The sequence below is a fragment of the Streptomyces sp. NPDC005820 genome (assembly GCF_040630255.1).
Classification (GTDB): domain Bacteria; phylum Actinomycetota; class Actinomycetes; order Streptomycetales; family Streptomycetaceae; genus Streptomyces.
The window spans coordinates 80,271-98,100 of the sequence record NZ_JBEXXE010000006.1 but is presented as its reverse complement, the minus strand read 5'-3'; the positions used below and the strand labels follow the sequence as shown (position 1 = coordinate 98,100).

Below are 17,830 nucleotides of genomic sequence, written 5' to 3'. Positions count from 1 at the left end.
GTCGATGGAATCGAGCGCTCGTCTCGTACTGCTGTCCACCGATCGTCTGACCGACGTACGCCGGCGCATCGGCGACCACTCCGACCGGACCGTCGCCGAAGCGTGCGCCATCGGGCTGTCGTACTGGGCGACGGGCCTGAGTCCCGACGGCATCGACCTCACCCCCGGCACCCTGTTCACCGACGTCCTCGGCTGGGTCGACAACGGCGGTGCGGCGCCCGACGGCTGGCAGGTCGGCGCGGACGGACGCGGCATCACCGTCCCGGACGGCGTCGACCCGGCCGACGCCCAGCTCGCCCTCGACGACCTGGCCGACTTCCCCGACCGGCCCCTCGGCACCATCGGCCCGTCCAGCGTGGCGGCGCGGCTCGCCACCCTGGCCGACTGGAACGACAACCGGGCCGACCGCCTCCGCCCGACCATCGTGGAGATGTTCCGCGAGCAGGCCCGCACCCGGCCGGACGCCGTGGCCGTCGTCGACGAACACCGTTCACTGACCTACCGTCAGGTGGCCGAGCTCTCCAGCCAGTTGGCCCACCATCTGATCGGGCGCGGCCTCACCGCCGAGCAGGTCGTCGGCATCTCCCTCGGCCGCTCCGCCGACATGGTCGTCGCTCTGCTCGCCGTGCTCCAGGCGGGCGGCGCGTTCGTACCGCTCGACCCGCAGTGGCCCGCCGCGCGCCGGGCCGTCGTCATCGAGGACGCCCGGGTCGTCCTGCAGCTCGACGCCTCGGGCGAGCCCGCACCGGGCGAACCGGAGGCCGTGGCCGTCGACCTCGGCGACTGGCGGTTCGGCGCCTACCCCACCGGGGGGACCGGCGTCACCGTCCTCGGCGACGCCCTGGCCTACGTCATCTTCACCTCCGGTTCCACGGGGCGGCCCAAGGGCGCGATGATCCGGCACGAGGCGATCAGCGAACGCCTGCTGTGGCAGGTGAACGAGATCCTGCGCTTCGGCCACGACGACGCCTCGCTGTTCAAGGCGCCGCTCTCCTTCGACATCTCCATCAACGAGATATTCCTGCCGCTGGTGTCCGGCGGCCGGCTGGTCGTGCTGCGGCCCGGCGGCGAACGCGACCCGCACCATCTGCTGAGCGTCATCGCCGAGCAGCGCGTCACCTTCACCTACCTCGTCTCGTCCATGCTGGACGTCCTGCTGGAGATCGCGGGCGAGTCGGGGCGCCTGGACAGCCTGCGGCACGTGTGGTGCGGCGGCGAGGTCCTCACCCCGGAACTGTACGAACGCTTCCGCACCAGGCTCGACATCCCGATGTACCACGGCTACGGCCCCGCCGAGACGACCATCGGCGTCTCGCACGTCATCTACCGGGGCGCCGCGGAACGCCTGTCGACGTCGATCGGCAAGGCCAACCCCAACACCCAGCTCTACGTCCTGGACGACGAACTGCGCCCCGTCCCGGTGGGCGCCGGCGGCGAACTGTACGTGGGCGGCTTCCTCCTGGGGCGCGGATACGTGGGCGCACCCGGCCTGACCGCCTCCCGGTTCGTCGCGAACCCCTTCGCCGCCGACGGCTCCCGGCTCTACCGGACCGGTGACCTCGCCCGCTTCAACCCCGACGGATCGCTGGACTTCCTCGGCCGCGCCGACAACCAGATCAAGATCCGTGGCATGCGGCTGGAGATCGAGGACGTCGAGGTCGGCCTCGCGGAGCACCCCGGCGTCCGGCACACCTGCGTCGTCGCGAAGAAGAACACGGCGGGCGGCACCTACCTCGTGGGGTACGTCATCCCGGCCGCCGGGAGCGAGGACCTGCGGGCGGACGACGTCACGGCGTGGGCCGCCGCGCACATGGTCGAGTACATGGTGCCCGCCCATGTCGTCGTCCTGACGGAGTTCCCGCTCACCGCCAACGGCAAGCTCGACCGGGCCGCGCTCCCCGAGCCCGTGATCGGGACGGGCCCGCTCGCGCGGCCCGCCACCGAGAACGAGCGCGCGGTGTGCACGGCGGTCGCCGCCGTCCTGCGGCTCGACGAGGTCGGCGTCGACCAGAACTTCTTCAAGCTCGGCGGGGACAGCATCCTCGCGATCTCCCTGCTGAGCGCGCTGCGCGAGGTCGGACTGCACGTCACGGCACGCCAGATCTTCACCCACGGCACGGTCGGCGCGCTGGCCGCCGTGGCGAGCCGGGAGGACGTCTCCACGGTCGACCACCGCGATGTCGCCACCGGTTCCGTCGTGGGATCGCCCATCGTGCAGTGGCTCGGCGAGACCACCGACGCCATCGACGGCTTCGTCCAGTCGGTCGTGCTGACCACCCCCGCGGACCTGACCGCGGACGCCCTCGACGAGATCCTCACCGCCGTGGTCCGCCGGCACGACATGCTCCGCGCCCGGCTGGTGCGCGGCGACCGGTGGAGCTTCGAGATCCCCGAGGCGGACCGGGCCGTGGCCGGATGGCAGGAGAGCGACCGGCCGCTCGACGCCTGCGTCGCCCTCGCCACCGAGGGGCTGAACCCGGCGGGCGGCACGATGCTGCGCGCCGTCTGGCGCCGCGAGGCACGCCAACTGGTCCTCGTCGCCCATCACGTGGTGATCGACGGCGTGTCCTGGCGGATCCTCATGGACGACCTGGCCACGGCCTGGCGGCAGCGCGCCGCGGGCACGCCGGTCGAACTGCCCACGGGGGGCACCTCCTTCCGGCGCTGGACGCAATTGCTGGAACGCGCCGCGTTCGACGCGGACAGCGCCTACTACCGGCAGCCCCTGCCGGGGGAGGACCGGCCGGTGGGCCGGCGCGCCCTGTCCGCGGCCGACACCGTCGCGCACGAGCGGCTGCGGACCGTCTCGGTCGGGCCCGAGGCCACGGCCGCGCTGCTGGGCGAGATCCCCGCGAAGTTCCACGCGGGCGTCAACGACGTCCTGCTGACCGCGCTCGCCGTGGCCCTCGCCCGGTGGCGCCGCGACCTCGGCCAGCGGCAGACCTTCGCGCACATCGAGCTCGAGGGACACGGCCGCGAGGCACGGTTCGTGGCGCCCTCCGCCGGCTTCGAGCCCGAACTGTCCAGGACCGTGGGCTGGTTCACCACCCTGTTCCCCGTGACCGTGGACCCCGGCGACACCGCCGACTTCACCGCACCCCCCTATCTGGCCGCCGCGCTCAAGGCGGTCAAGGAGGACCTCGCCCGGGTGCCGGACAACGGCGTGTCCTACGGCGCCCTGCGCCACCTGGCCCAGGCCGAGTTCGACGTACCGGCCCCCCAGGTGCTCTTCAACTACCTGGGCCGCTTCGACGCGGGAGCCCCCGGCGACTGGCAACTCGCGGGCACCACGGGCCAGTTGGGTGAGAAGCGCGACCCGGACATGCGTCTGCCGCGCCCCCTGGAGTTCAACGCCATCGCCGAACCCACCGCGAACGGCGCGTACGAACTGGTCACCACGGTCTCCTGGCCCGAGGGGATGTTCACCGACGACGACATCACGACCCTCACCGACTACTTCCGGGCGGCCCTGACCGGACTCGCCGGGCTCGACGAAGGCGGCCACTCGCCCAGCGACTTCGACCTGGTCCGGCTCACCCAGGCCGACGTCGACGCCCTCGACGGCCCCGGCCTCCTCGACATCCTGCCGCTGACCCCGCTGCAGGAAGGCCTCTACTTCCACTCCGTCTTCGACGACGACTCGGCCGGCTCGTACGTCGAGCAGCAACTGCTCACGCTCGACGGCGAGGTGGACGCCGACCGGCTGGAGGCGGCGGCCACCCGGCTGCTCACCCTCTACCCGAACCTGGCGGCCCGGTTCACGGCCCTCGCCGACGGCCGGGTGGTCTCCGTCCTGGAGAGCGGTGTGCGCGCGCCGTTCAGCATCCTCGACCGCCCCGGCATCACCGACGCCGAGCTGCGCGACCACGCCGAGCGGGACCGCCGCGCCGGGTTCGACCTGGCCACCGGCCCGCTGATGCGGTACACCCTCGTCCGCGCGGGCTCCGGCCGCACCGTCCTGGTGCAGACGGTGCACCACATCATCGCCGACGGCTGGTCCGTACCGCCGATGCTCCGCGCCCTGCTCGCCGAGTACCACGCCCCGGGAACCGTGTACCCGCTCGCCGGTTTCCCCGACTACGTGCGCCGGCTCGCCGGACACGACGAGGACGAGAGCGACCGCGTCTGGCGCGAGCAGCTCGCCGACCTGCCGGGCCCCTCCCTGGTCGCCGAGGACCACACCCCCTCCGACCGCTTCGCGGACACCGCCCTGGAGCCGCAGGACGACATCGACGCGGCCGCCCGGTCGGCCGGGGTTCCGCTGAGCGTGGCCGTGCACAGCGCCTGGGCGGTGACGCTGGGCTCCGTCCTGCACGGCGGGGACGTGGTGTTCGGCTCCACGGTGTCCGGACGCGACCTCGACCTGCCCGGCATCGAGGACATGGTCGGCCTGTTCATCAACACGATCCCCGTACGCGCACGGTGGGCCGCTGCGACCACGGCGGGCGACCTGCTCGCCTCGGTGCGGGAACACCAGAGCGCGGTGCTGCCGCACCAGCATGTCTCGCTGGCGAGGATCGGCCGTCTCGCCGGGGCCGGCTCCCTCTTCGACACCTTGGTGGTGTTCGACGTCGCCACCGACGTGGGCGCCCTGCGCCGGACCGGCGACACCCTCGTGGTCTCCGACATCGTCAACGAGGGGGCGCCACACTACCCGTTGACGCTGGTCGTGGAGCGCACACCCGGCGGCCGTGCCCGCTTCAACCTGATCTACGACGGTGAGCTGCTCCGGGAGACGAGCGCCCGGTCGATCCTGGACGCGTTCGCCCGGACTCTCACCGGCCTGCTCACCCGGCCGGACGCCCTGGTCGACGACCTCGCACCGGACACCGACCGGCAGCCCGAGGCCGTCACGCCGACCACCCTGGGCGGACTGTTCGACGCCGCCGCCCGCCGCGACCCGGCCGCCACCGCCGTCACCCAGTGCGCCCTCGACGGCGGCACCCGGTCTCTCACGTACGGCGAACTGGCCGAGGTGAAGAACGAGTTGGCCTCGGCGCTGCGCGCGGCCGGGGTCGGGCCGGGCAAGCGGGTCGCCGTCGCCGTCCCGCGCTCCGTCGAGCAGGTCGTCGCCCTGGTCGCGATCGTCGGCGCGGGCGGCGCGTACGTACCGCTGGACCTGGCGTACCCCGACGAACGGCTGGAGTACATCCTCAAGGACGCCGCTCCGCAGGTCGTCTTCGTGGACCGGGACCAGCGCGACCGCTTCACGGAGCTGCTCGCCCGGGCGGGCGTACCGGCCCGGGTGCTGGTGCAGGGGGACGAATTCCCGACGGCCACGACCGATGCGGGGCCGGAGGTGGACTGGCACGACCCCGCGTACGTGATCTACACCTCCGGCTCGACCGGCCGGCCCAAGGGGGTCGTCGTCCCGCACTCCAGCGTGGTGACCCTGCTCGCCAACACCGAGCCCGCCATGGACTTCGGCCCGCGGGACGTCTGGGTCCAGTTCCACTCCTTCTCCTTCGACTTCGCGGTCTGGGAGCTGTGGGGCGCGCTGGCGTACGGCGGTGAGCTGCTCGTGCCGGAGTACGGGCTGACCCGCTCCCCGGTCGACTTCCACCGGCTGGTCCGCGAGCGCGGGGTGACCGTGCTCAACCAGACGCCGTCGGCGTTTTACCAGTTCATCGAGGCCGACCGGCACACGGACGAACCGCTGCCCGCACTGCGCCGGATCATTTTCGGCGGCGAGGCGCTGGACCTCGGGCGGCTGCGCGGCTGGGTCGAACGGCACGGCACCGCCGCGCCCGAGCTGGTCAACATGTACGGCATCACCGAGACCACCGTCCACGTCACCCACCGCGTGCTGTCCGACGCGGACTTCGCCGACGGCGACGACGTCAGCCCCATCGGCGGCCCGATCCCCGGCCTGGCCACCTATCTCCTCGACGACCGGCTCCGACCGGTCCCGCCGGGGAAGGTGGGCGCCATCTATGTGGCCGGCGACCAGGTGTCGCTCGGCTATCTGGGCCGGACCGGGCTCACGGCGAGCCGGTTCGTGGCCGACCCGTTCGCGGCCGACGGCTCCCGCATGTACCACACGGGCGACCTCGCCCGCCGTACCCTCGACGGCGAGCTCGAATTCACCGGCCGCGCCGACGACCAGGTCCAACTCAAGGGATTCCGCATCGAGTTGGGCGAAGTGGAGAACGCGGTCAGGGAGCTCGACGGGGTGGTCGACGTGGCCGTCACCGTCGCGGCCGACGGCGACCACTTGGTGGCACACGTCGTGGGCCGGGTACCCGTCGACCTCACCGCCCAGCTGTCCGCGAAATTGCCCGTGCACATGGTGCCGAGCCGGGTCCTGACGCTGAACGCCCTCCCCTTGACGGTGAACGGCAAACTGGACCGCAAGACCCTGGCGGCCGGCGCGGCAGCGCCGCCGCCTAGGGGCGCGGGGAACTGCGCGACCAGCCACAACGCACCCGCAGACGAAAACGCAGCGCTCCCCGCATTCGTCCGCATCTTCGCCGAGGTGCTGCAAGACACCGAAGCGACCCCCGACACCGACTTCTTCCACGCCGGAGGCGACAGCATCGTCGCCATCACCCTGATCAACCGCGCCAGGGCGCTCGGCCTGCCGATCGCCCCCCGCGACGTCTTCCTGCTCCGCACCCCCCGCGCGCTCGCCGCGCACCTGGGGACACAGGCACCCCAGGCCGCGGCGGCCCCCGCACCCGTCCACCGCGAGGACGGCCCGCTGACGCCCACGCCGATCATCCTGCGCCAACGCGAACTGGGCGGCTCCCTCGCCCGGTTCGCCCAGGCCCGGACGCTGGTGGCCCCCGAGGGCACCGGATTCGCCGACGCCGAGCGCGCCGCGAACGCCGTCGTGGCCGCCCACGCGGCCCTCCGGCTCCGGCTGCGGGCCGAGCACGGCGTCTGGACCCTGCGGACCGAACCCGTCGGCGAGATCACCGTCGTACGGCCGGACACGACCGACGCCACGACGGCGGCGAACGAGGCCGCCGGGCGGCTCGATCCCGAGTCGGGGGACATCGTCGCGTTCTCGTGGCTGGAGCGGAGCCGGACCCTGGTGGTCACCGTGCACCACCTCGCCGTGGACTCGGTGTCCTGGCTGGTCCTGCTGGACGACCTCGCGACCGCCCTGCGCGGCGAGCCGCTCGCGCCCGCCACCACCTCGTACGCCGAGTACGCCGAAGCACTCACCCTCGACGCCGCCCACACGACCGACGACCTCGGGCACTGGATCACCACGCTTCAGGCGCCCCCGCTGCTCCCCACCGTCGACGGGCTGCGCGAGACCACGGTGGTCCTCGCGCCGGACGTGACCGACCGGCTGACGCGCACCGCGCCCACCGCGCTCGGCGTCGGCCTCACCGAGCTGCTGTGCGGCGCGCTGCGCACCGCGCTCACCCGGGTCCAGTCCGAGCCCACGGATCTCGCGATCGAGCTGGAGCGGCACGGCCGGGTCCCGGTCCTGGCACACCACGACTACACCCGCACGGTCGGCTGGTTCACCGCCATCGCACCCGTACGGCTCACCGCGCACACCGACCCGGTCGCCGCGGCGCGCGAGCTCGCCGCACGCCAGCCCGACGAGCGGGCCCACGTCGCCTACGGCCGGCTCCGGTACCTCAACCCGCAGACGGCCGCGCTGCTGACGGCCCGCCCGCAGGTGCTGTTCAACTACCTCGGCCGGGGCAGCGAGTCCCAGGCCGTGCACATCACCGGCGGCGACGACGGCAGCCCGTACGCCGTCGAGGTGAACGCCTGGCTCGACGCCGCCACCGGAAGCCTGCACGCGGCCTTCACGCTCGCCGAGGGCGTCCCCGACGAGCTCCTCGACCATTGGCGGGGCGCACTGGAGCAGCTCGCGGACGCCTCCGCGACGGCCGAGCGCACCGCGCCGGTCACCCCCCTCCAGCGGGGCCTGTTCTTCCAGGCGCAGATGGCGGGCTCGGCCGGACACTACGTCGCGCAGAGCTGGTTCACCTTCGACCGGCGCCTGGACACGGACGCGCTCGCCGAGGCGATGGCGTACGTGATCGCACGGCACCCGGTCGTCGGCGCCGGTTTCACCACCGACGACGACGGCAACCCGGTGCAGGTCCTCAAGGCGGGCCGGCGGGTGGGCGTCCGCACCGTCGACCTGACGACGGACGCCGAGGTCGAGGAGCTGCGCGCCCGGGACCGCGACACGGGCTTCGACCCGGACGAGCCGCCGCTGATCCGGCTCACCGTCGTGCGGCTGCCCGACGACCGCGACGGGCTGCTGTTCAGCTACCACCTGCTGCTGTGGGACGGCTGGTCCCGCGAGATCGTGCTGCGCGACCTGTTCGACGCCTACGAGGCCGTCCTCGCGGGCGAGTCACCGGCCCCGGTCCCGGCCGCGCCCGGCTTCGAGGACTACGCCCGGGCGCTCCACGCCAGGGACAGCGCCGTGTCGGAACGCTTCTGGGCGGAGCACCTGGCCGCACTGCCCGGCCCGACGCTGCTCGCCGGACCGGCGCCGGTGTTCTCGGACGACCTGCCGCGCGCGCTGGTGCGCACGCTGAGCGCCGAGCAGTCCGACCTGCTGGCGGCGGCGGCCAGGACGCACGGCGTCACCCTGAACTCCGTACTGACCGGCGCGTTCGGCCTCCTGCTGGGCGCCCGTACGGGCCGCGGCGACGCCGTGTTCGGCGTGACCGTCTCCGGTCGCGAGGGCGAGGGCCTGTCGGACATCGTCGGCGTGCTGCTCAACACCGTGCCGATGTGGACCCGGGCCCGGCCGGACGACACGGTCCGCGCGTATCTGTCGGCCGTCCAGGCGGCCAGGGTCGAGGCGATGGAACACGAGCACCTGGGGCTCGGCGAGATCCAGCGGGCCGGCGGGCACGACACCCTGTTCGACAACCTGTTCGTGCTGCAGAACTTCCTGGACCTGGACGCGTTCGCCGCGATGAACGCCCGGCACGGCATCACCTCGGTGCGGGCCGACGACTCCACCCACTACCCGTTCACCTGGGTGGTCACGCCCGGCGACCGGCTCACCGTGAAGCTGGAGTACCGCGACGGAGACACCGAGGGCGCCCGCCGGCTCCTCGACGACTATCTGCGCGTGCTCGACGACCTGGCCCGGGCCACGGGACCGGTCGGCGCGCTGCCCGGGCCGGGACCGGAGCCCGGGCGCGAGGAGCGCACGGACATCGGCACGGACACCGTCGTCGACCGGTTCGACCGGGCCGCCGACCGCGACCCGGAGCGGGTGGCGCTGGTCGCCGGCGGCGCGACCCTGACCTTCGCCGGGCTCCGGGACCGCAGCCGCGCGGTGGCCGGGGTGCTCGCGGGGCGCGGCATCGGCCCCGAGACGACCGTGGGGCTCGCGATCCCGCGCTCCCTGGACTCGATCGTGGCCCTGTTCGCCGTGCTGCGCGTGGGCGCCGCGTATGTCCCGCTGGAGCTGGACCACCCGGACGAGCGGATCGCCGCGATCGTCGCGGACGCCCGCCCGGACGTGATCCTCACCGTGAGCCCGGTGGCGCCCCGGCTGACCGGGATGACCGGCGACCTGATCGAGCTGGACCGTCCGCTGCCCGCGGCCGAGCCGTTCGTGACGTTCGCGCCCGACGACCCGGACCGGCTGCGGCACCCCGCGTACACGATCTACACCTCCGGCTCGACGGGGAAGCCCAAGGGCGTGGTGACGGAGTACGCCGGTCTCACCAACATGCTGATCAACCATCAGCGCCGGATCTTCGAGCCGGTGCTGGCCGACCACGGCCACCGGGTCTTCCGGATCGCGCACACCGTGTCCTTCGCGTTCGACATGTCGTGGGAGGAGCTGCTGTGGCTCGCCGACGGCCACGAGGTGCACATCTGCGACGAGGAACTGCGCCGCGACGCGCCCCGGCTGGTCGAGTACTGCCTGGAGCACGGCGTCGACGTCATCAACGTGACGCCGACCTACGCGCAGCAGCTGGTGGCCGAGGGCCTGCTCGACAACCCGGCACGGCGGCCGGCGCTGGTGCTGCTGGGCGGCGAGGCCGTCACCCCGACGCTGTGGCAGCGGCTCGCGGAGACCGAGGGGACGGTCGGCTACAACCTGTACGGACCCACCGAGTACACCATCAACACCCTCGGCGTCGGCACCTTCGAGTGCGCGGACCCGGTGGTGGGCGTGGCGATCGACAACACCGACGTGTACGTCCTCGACCCGTGGCTGCGGCCGCTGCCGGACGGGGTCCCCGGTGAGCTGTACGTGTCGGGCGTCGGCATCGCGCGCGGCTATCTCGGACAGCCCGCGCAGACCGCGCACCGGTTCGTCGCCTGCCCGTTCGGCGCGCCCGGCGAGCGCATGTACCGCACCGGGGACCTGGTGATCCGCCGGCCCGACGGCAACCTGATGTACCTGGGCCGCACCGACCAGCAGGTCAAGATCCGCGGCCACCGGGTCGAACTCGGCGAGGTCGAGGCGGTGTTCGCGGCCCACCCGGCGGTGCGGTTCGTCGCCGCGGTAGCCCAGCCGGACCCGCAGGTCGACGGCTCGTACCGGCTGGCCGCCTATCTCGTGCTGGACGGCGCCGACCTGGCGTCGGTCGCCGCCGAGGTGGGCGCAGGGCTGCCGGACTTCCTGCGCCCGACGCACTACGCCCAGGTCGACGGCATCCCGCTGACCGTGAACGGGAAGGCTGACACGAAGGCACTGCCCGAGGCCAAGCCGCTGGGCGCGCTGACCACGGTGGGGGAGCGGGGCCCCGCGACCGCGACCGAGACCGTGGTGTGCGAGTTCTTCGCCGAGGCACTGGACCTGGACGACGACGAGGTGAGCGCGGTGAGCGACTTCGTGTCCCTCGGGGGGCACTCCATGCTGGCGGTACGGCTGAACGGGCTGCTCCGCCGGGAGTACGGCCCCGTCATCACGATCCGAGACCTGTTCACCCTGCGCACCCCGGAAGCGATTGCCCGCCACCTCGATGACCACTCCTGACACGCAGCGGCCCCGCACGGGGTCCGACATCCTCCGCACCGCCCTGCGCCGCAACATCGGCGCCATGGCCGGCGGCACCCTCCTCATGGGCCTGTACCAGGCCGGTGAGACGGCGTTCCCGATCGCGCTCGGCCTGATCGTCGAGCACACCATGCGCCACCGGAGCCTCGGCTCGCTCGGCCTGTCGATCGCCGCGCTCGCCGTGATCATCACGACGGTGTCGCTGTCGTGGCGGTTCGGCATGCGCGTCCTGCAGAAGGCCAACACCACCGAGGCGCACCGCTGGCGGGTGCAGGTCGCCGCCTGCGGACTCCAGCCGGTGGCCCGGGACGTCGACCTCAAGTCCGGCGAGGTGCTGACCATCGCCACCGAGGACGCCGACCAGACCGCCGACATCATCGAGGTGGTGCCGCTGCTGATCAGCTCACTGGTGGCGGTGGTGGTCGCGGCGGTCGCGCTAGGCCTCGCCGACCTCCGGCTCGGTCTGCTGGTGATCGTGGGCACCGTCGCGATCATGTCGATCCTGAGTGTGCTGTCCCGGCGGATCGGCTCCAGCACCCAGGAACAGCAGGCCCGCGTGGCGCGGGCGGGCGCGAAGGTCGCCGACCTGATCACCGGCCTGCGGCCGCTGCACGGCTTCGGCGGCAACCACGCGGCGTTCCGCTCCTACCGCACGGTCAGCACCGAGGCGAAGCACCAGGCGATCACCGTCGCCAGGGTCAACGGCGCCTACGCCGGCACCGCGCTGGCCCTCAACGCGGTCCTCGCCGGCGCGGTGACCCTGACGGCCGGCTGGCTGGCCTTCGACGGCCGGATCACCATCGGGGAACTCGTCATGGCGGTGGGGCTGGCGCAGTTCATCATGGACCCGCTGAAGCTGTTCTCCGAGATGCCCAAGTACGTCATGATCGCGCGTGCCTCGGCCGCGCGGATGGCGCTGGTGCTGGCCGCGCCGCCGGTGACGGTGCCGGGGCCGGAGCGCCCGGCCGCGGGCGAGGGCCTGGAGATCGACTGCGTGCGCCACGGATCCCTGCGCAGGCTGAAGCTCCAGGTGTCCGCCGGTGAGTTCGTGGCGATCGCCGCCTACCAGCCGCGTACGGCCGCCGACCTCGTGTCGGTCCTGGCCGTCAACGTCCCGCCGGACGCGTACGAGGGCGTGGTGCGGGTCGGCGGGCGGGAGCTGGCGGAGCTGTCGATCGAGGCGCTCCGCGCGCACCTGCTGGTGAACCCCTACGACGGGGAGATCTTCGCGGGCACCCTTCGCACGAACATCGACCCGTCGGGCACCAGCCGGCTGGTCCCCGAGGCCGTCGAGGCGTCCATGCTCACCGACGTCGTCGCCCTCCACCGCGAGGGCCTCGAGTACGGCGTCCGCGACCGCGGCGCGAACCTCTCCGGGGGGCAGCGCCAACGGCTGTCCCTGGCCCGTGCCCTGGCCGCCGACACCGACGTCCTGGTCCTGCACGATCCGACGACGGCCGTGGACGCGGTCACCGAACAGCTCATCGCGCGCGGCGTCGCCGAACTGCGCCGGGGCCGCACCACCGTCGTCATCACCAGCAGCCCGGCCCTGCTGGACGCCGCCGACCGTGTCCTCGTCCTGGACGACGGCGTCATCACGGCCGAGGACACGCACCGGAACCTGCTGGCGACGGACGAGGAGTACTACGCGGCGGTGGCCAGATGAGCCGAACGGGGCGACCGGGCGAGCCAGGCCCCTTCCACACCCCCTAGCCGAGGGCCCAGGCGACATCCCTGAGCAGGGCGTGCCGCCACCCCGCGCGGTCGTGGTCGGACGGCGACCGGGAGACCCGTACGGTGGCGCCGGCCTGCCGGGTCAGGGTCTCGGTCAGCTCGCAGTGGGGCAGCATCCGCGTCTCGTGTTCCCCCACGTCGAACGCGACCCGCAGACCGGACAGATCGGGGCGCTCGCGCAGCCGGTCGGCGAGCGCGCCGCCGACCGGGCCGCCCAACGGGTCGGCGAGGTCCGGGGCGTCGGGCGTCCACCAGAACGACCCCGACTGGCAGGCGACGCGGGACACCAGCTCCGGGAACTCCAGGGCCGCGTACAGCGCGCTCAGCCCGCCGAGGCTCTGCCCGGCCACCACCAGCCGCTCCGGGTCGGCGGGCACCCCGGACTCCGCCACCAGCGGCAGCAGTTCGTCGCGGACCGCCTCCCACAGGTCGGGCCGGCACGTGAACTCGGCCGCCCGGTCCCTGGCCGGGAGGAAGACGAGGGTGACGGGGGGCAGCGCGCCGGCGGCGACGGCCGAGTCGAACGCGGTCATGGCCGGGTGCAGATACAGCCAGTCGTCCCCGTCGAGCAGCAGGACGACCGGCCCGCCGCCGCCCGCCGGGTGGATCCGGACGGTCCGCCGCCCCCCGAGCCGTGCGCCGGCCCAGCGGATCCGGGCGAGCGGCACGGGCAGGACGCCGTCGGCGCCCAGCTCGGGCCAGTGCGGCTGGGCCGGGGCGTCCGGCGTCGCGGCGATGGACCGGTCACCGCCCGCGCCGACCGGGTTGAACGGGTCGGCGTACGTCGCGTCACCCACGAGGAACTGGTAGGTCACCCGCAGTCGCGCGGGCATCCGCACCTCGGCGTACCAGCAGTCCGAGTCGCCCCACCGGCGCAGCGGCACCGGCTCCGACCAGCTCTCGAACCCGACGCTCGCCGCGGACCCGCGCCACAGGAACAGCGTGCGCCAGCCGCCGTCGTCGGGTATCGACGCCGGCGCTCCCGCCGCCGCCCAGAACGCGTCGGTGCCGGGGGTGCCGGGCAGCCCGAACTCGGCGAAGCCGTCTGTCATTTCGGCCGGGAGGCCCCGCATGAACGTCTCCTTGTGAGGGGGAAGGGGAAGAGGTTAGGCTCATTCCAATTAGGCGAGGCTAACCTAATCTTGACCTTTCCGGGAGGCACTCAGCATGAGCACCAACCCCTTCGACGACGCCGCCGGCCGTTTTCTGGTCCTGGTGAACGACGAGGGCCAGCACTCGCTCTGGCCGTCCTTCGCCGAGGTGCCCGGAGGGTGGACGGTCGCCCTCGACGAGAACACCCGGGACGCGTGCCTGGAGTACATCGAGGCGAACTGGACCGATCTGCGGCCCCGGTCCCTCGCCGCGTCCATGGACGCGTGACGGTCACCGAACTGGATCGGTCGGTTAGGTAAGGCTAGCCTTATCTCTCGTGACCATGACCACGGCTACGCCGCACCCCGTCCCGCCGTACGCGCACCCGTTAGTCGCCCCGCTCGTGCGGGCCGCGTGCCCCGAGGACGCCACGGCCCTCGCCGCTCTGTCCCGACCGTTCGTGCGCTCGGGGGCGTTGCGTGAGCGCCCTCGTTCGCTGTACGCGGCCCACGCGGCCGACTTCCTCGTGGTGGAGGCCCTCGACGGCTCGCTCGAGGGGTGTCTGGGGCTGCGGGTGCATCCGGACGGCGAGCACGGCCCGGCCGGCGTCCTCTACAACTTCTGCGTGGCCCGGCACCGCCAGGGCGGCGGAACCGGGGCGCACCTGCTGCAGGCGACCCTGGCCAGGGCCCGCGCCCTGTCGCTGGGTGCCCTGTTCACCGCGACGACCGGCGCCGGCGGCCTCTTCCTGCGGCACGGCTTCACGCCGACGGGTCCCCGTCCGGCGCCGGCCGACTGGGTGCGCTCCCTGGACCCGCGGCGCAACGCCCGGGTCCTGGGGCGGGTGTTGCCGTAGAGGCGCCCGCTGTCGGGTGGGCTCCCGCCGTCCGTGCGGCAGCTCACCCGCCCCGGTGCTCGGGGTGACGGTCGTCCGGAACCACGGTCGTCCCGGACCTCTCCTCGCCCAGCAGGCCCCGCAGCAGCGCGTGCGGCACCCTCCCGTCGAGCACCCGGGCCCGATGCACACCGCCGCGGACGGCCCGTAGACAGCCCTCCATCTTCGGCAGCATCCCGGTGGCCAACTCCGGCAGCAGGGCGTCGAGTTCGTCGGCCGTCAGGCGCTCGATCACCTCGGTGCTCCGCGGCCAGTCGGCGTACAGCCCCGCCACGTCCGTGAGCACCACCAGACGGGCGGCGCCGAGGGCCACGGCCAGCGCGGACGCCGCGAGGTCCGCGTTGATGTTGTAGACCTCGCCGTCCGCGCCGCGGGCCACGGGGGAGACCACGGGGATGTGCCCCTGCTCCAGGAGGGCCCGCACCGCGCCCGGGTTCACGTCGACGATGTCGCCGACCAGACCGATGTCCACCGGACGGCCGTCCACCCGGGCCGGCCGGCGCACGGCGGTCATGGTGTGCGCGTCCTCGCCCGTGATGCCCACCGCGAAGGGGCCGTGGGCGTTGATGTGACCGACCAGGTCCCGCTGGACCCTGCCCGTCAGCACCATGCGCACCACGTCCATGGTCTCGGGCGTGGTGACCCTGAGACCGGCCTCGAAGCGGCTCTCCAGTCCGAGGCGGTCGAGCATCGCGCTGATCTGCGGCCCCCCGCCGTGCACGACGACCGGGCGCAGGCCCGCGTGCCACAGCTCCACCACATCCTGGGCGAAGGCCTGCTGGAGGCCCCCGTCCACCATGGCGTTGCCGCCGTACTTGACGACGACCGTGCTGCCCCGGAGCTCCTCGGGCGGCCGGAGCGCCCCGGCCGCCGATTCCCCGTGCGTGCGCTCCGCGACGGCTGTGGTCATGTCTGCGGCCCCTGCGGTCATGGTCGCTCCCCTGTGCGGTGTCCCGGTGTGGTCACGCGTCGCGCCGTTCCCTGTGCAGCAGAAGGTCGCGCAGCAGGACGGCGGTGGTGCACACGACGCCGCTGCGCCTGACCCAGCGAAGGGCCATCGAGTGTTCCTCCGCGGAGAAGTCGGCCACCGCGTCGGCGACGATGAACGGCTGGATGTCGTTCATGAAGGCGTCCGCGGCGGTCAGCAGGACACCGAGGTGCGCGTACACGCCGCAGATGATCAGCTGGTCCCGGCGCTTCGCACGCAGCAGCCTGCTCAGATGGCTGCGCAGAAAGGCGTTGTGGCGCAGGTTGGCCACCAGGTGCTCGCCCGGGCGGGGGGTGAGGGGCGCGACGATCGCGGCGGCCTCCGGCTCGTCCCCGATGCCGGGTCCCCACATGTCGGCGACGAGCCCGCGCTGTCCCGGCGCCTGGACGGCCGGTTCCGCGCTGAAGACGACCGGCATGCCCAGGGCGTCCGCGAGTTCCCGTAACGCCACGATGTTGTCGACGAGTTCCACCACCGGGGAGCGTCCCGCCGGGAAGGCCTCGACGAAGTGGTTCTGCATGTCGTGGACCAGCAGCGCGGCGCGGGCGGGATCGATCCGCCACGGGACCTGCGGGCGGGGGAGGGCGGAGCGGTCGGGCATCGGGTAGGAGTCGATGGTCGGCGAACCCATGGGCGAATCCCTCCCCTGACGGCGTACCGCACGGAACTGAACCCAAGATTTTGTTAGCTTAGCCTAGCCTAATCTTGGGAGCTCGGGGGAGGGACTCGCGACCGCCGTGGCGGGTCAGCGCTGGGTGTAGATGAATCCGACCTTGTCGACCTCGTCGCCGGAACGCCCGTGGAACCCGGCGATCTGCCAGCCGCTGGGCGCGGTGCGGGTCACGCAGTCGGAGGTCGTGGTGCCGCCGGCCAGGGTGCGGCCGAGGTTCGTGGTGAACCTGGCGTAGAAGATCCGCGTGTGGCCGTCCTTCTCGGCCTGGCACAGATACGCCGTGGTCACGTACTCACCGCTGCCGAGCGTCAGCGAGGACGCCGTGCCGCCGGTCCCGCCGTGCGCGAGGGTGGTGCCGTTCGACAGGGTGACGCTCAGCTGGTCGACCCGGGAACCCGCGCGCAGGGCGATGGTGGAGGCACGGGCGCCGGCCGGCACACCGGCGATGTCGTTGTAGTAGTCGCCGTGCGGGCCGCCGAACTGGTCGCTCAGCTGGAAGGCGGAGTTGCGCGCCCAGCTGAAGCCGACGGTGATCGGGTCGTGGTCGGAGAGCATCAGCCCGTCGTCGGTGAGGAACTTGGCGTGCTCGTTGTTGTACGCGGTGGCGTTCAGCGAGACGAGCTTGCTGCCCCGGTACAGGACCTTGTCGACGACCTCGCAGGTGTTGGGGACGGTCGCCCCCGACTGGTCGCAGACCAGGGCGTCACTGCCCTTGGCGGGCGCGGAGCCGCCGCGGATCAGCTGGACCCAGGCGTCGGTCAGGCCGTTGGCGGCGGCGAACTCGGCGATGGTGTCGCCGGAGCGGGTGTAGCGCGTGTTGGTGTCCCCCATCACCACGACCGCGTTCCCGGCGGAGTGGGTCGAGATGAACGAGGTGAGCTGCGCCAGGTTGTCCGCGCGCGAGGCGAGGTCACCCTCATTGGTGCCGGCGTTGGTGTGCACGTTGTAGAAGTCGACGTACACCCCCTCGGCGAGGCGCTCCCGCATGAAGGTGAAGCCCTTCGGGGTGAGACAGTCGCCCGAGTCCAGCTGGCAGGAGTTCCAGCCCACCCGCTCGAAGTCGTCCGTGTCGTAGGAGATCTTCGACAGCGTGTTGAGCCCGCTGCCGATGCCGGCGCCGCCGCTGGTGGGGGTGCGGTAGGTGTGCGCGGTGTCGGCCGCGTACAGGTAGGCGTGGTAGTTGAAGTCCTCCTGCACATGCACGATGTCGTACGGCGCGATCCGCCCGCCGATGGTGGTCGTGCTGGACTGACGGGGTGTCGGCGCGCTGGAGAGGGCCTCGGGCAGTCCGGCCACGTTGTAGCTGAGGACGCTGAAGGTGCCCGAGTCGGCGGCCGCGGCCGGCGGCGCGGCCACGGCGAGCCCACCGAGAACGGCGGCGGTCGCCGCCAGGCAGGCGAGAAGTCTGCGCATGGGGTGTGTCTCCTGGGGGGAAAGCGGTTGCGGACTTGAATATGGCGGAAGTTACCGCTGGTTACCCCGGGCGTGTCCAGA

Annotated in this window: 8 protein-coding genes; 4 read left to right on the top strand and 4 right to left on the bottom strand. The window is 72.8% G+C overall.

All coding sequences use genetic code 11. The features are described 5' to 3' along the window. Positions 1-4: 4 nt before the first annotated feature. Positions 5-10,933: an amino acid adenylation domain-containing protein gene (locus ABZ464_RS09345; RefSeq protein WP_359273240.1), complete on the top strand. Its 10,929-nt coding sequence runs from the start codon at positions 5-7 to the stop codon at positions 10,931-10,933. Next, positions 10,920-12,620 (top strand): ABC transporter ATP-binding protein, encoded by a 1,701-nt coding sequence (locus ABZ464_RS09340; RefSeq protein ID WP_359273237.1) that lies wholly within the window; start codon positions 10,920-10,922, stop codon positions 12,618-12,620. The genes ABZ464_RS09345 and ABZ464_RS09340 overlap by 14 nt, the downstream gene beginning before the upstream one ends. A gap of 43 nt (positions 12,621-12,663) precedes the next feature. On the opposite strand, the gene ABZ464_RS09335 is transcribed toward ABZ464_RS09340, so the two are convergent. Further along, positions 12,664-13,761, bottom strand: a complete 1,098-nt coding sequence (locus ABZ464_RS09335) for an alpha/beta hydrolase-fold protein (protein ID WP_359273234.1) — start codon at positions 13,759-13,761, stop codon at positions 12,664-12,666. A gap of 94 nt (positions 13,762-13,855) precedes the next feature. Here ABZ464_RS09335 and ABZ464_RS09330 point away from each other — a divergent pair, with 94 nt between their 5' ends. Together ABZ464_RS09330 and ABZ464_RS09325 are read left to right on the top strand one after the other, a co-directional pair. Continuing rightward, positions 13,856-14,068: an MbtH family protein gene (locus tag ABZ464_RS09330; protein ID WP_359273231.1), complete on the top strand. Its 213-nt coding sequence runs from the start codon at positions 13,856-13,858 to the stop codon at positions 14,066-14,068. Between the two features lie 55 nt (positions 14,069-14,123). After that, positions 14,124-14,636, top strand: coding sequence for a GNAT family N-acetyltransferase (locus ABZ464_RS09325; RefSeq protein WP_359273660.1), 513 nt, complete (start codon positions 14,124-14,126; stop codon positions 14,634-14,636). A 43-nt stretch (positions 14,637-14,679) separates the two neighbouring features. Here ABZ464_RS09325 and argB read toward each other — a convergent pair whose 3' ends face one another. The 3 genes from argB to ABZ464_RS09310 all read right to left on the bottom strand — a co-directional run bounded on the left by argB (position 14,680) and on the right by ABZ464_RS09310 (position 17,749). Continuing rightward, positions 14,680-15,585 carry an acetylglutamate kinase gene (gene argB / locus ABZ464_RS09320; protein WP_359273228.1) on the bottom strand — a complete coding sequence of 302 codons (906 nt, stop codon included), beginning with the start codon at positions 15,583-15,585 and terminating at the stop codon, positions 14,680-14,682. A gap of 52 nt (positions 15,586-15,637) precedes the next feature. Next, entirely contained in the window at positions 15,638-16,294 is a 657-nt protein-coding gene (locus ABZ464_RS09315) for an isochorismatase family protein (RefSeq protein WP_359273225.1), read from the bottom strand. A gap of 114 nt (positions 16,295-16,408) precedes the next feature. Next, a complete protein-coding gene (locus ABZ464_RS09310) occupies positions 16,409-17,749 on the bottom strand; it encodes a jacalin-like lectin (protein WP_359273222.1) in 1,341 nt (446 codons plus the stop codon). Positions 17,750-17,830 lie beyond the last annotated feature (81 nt).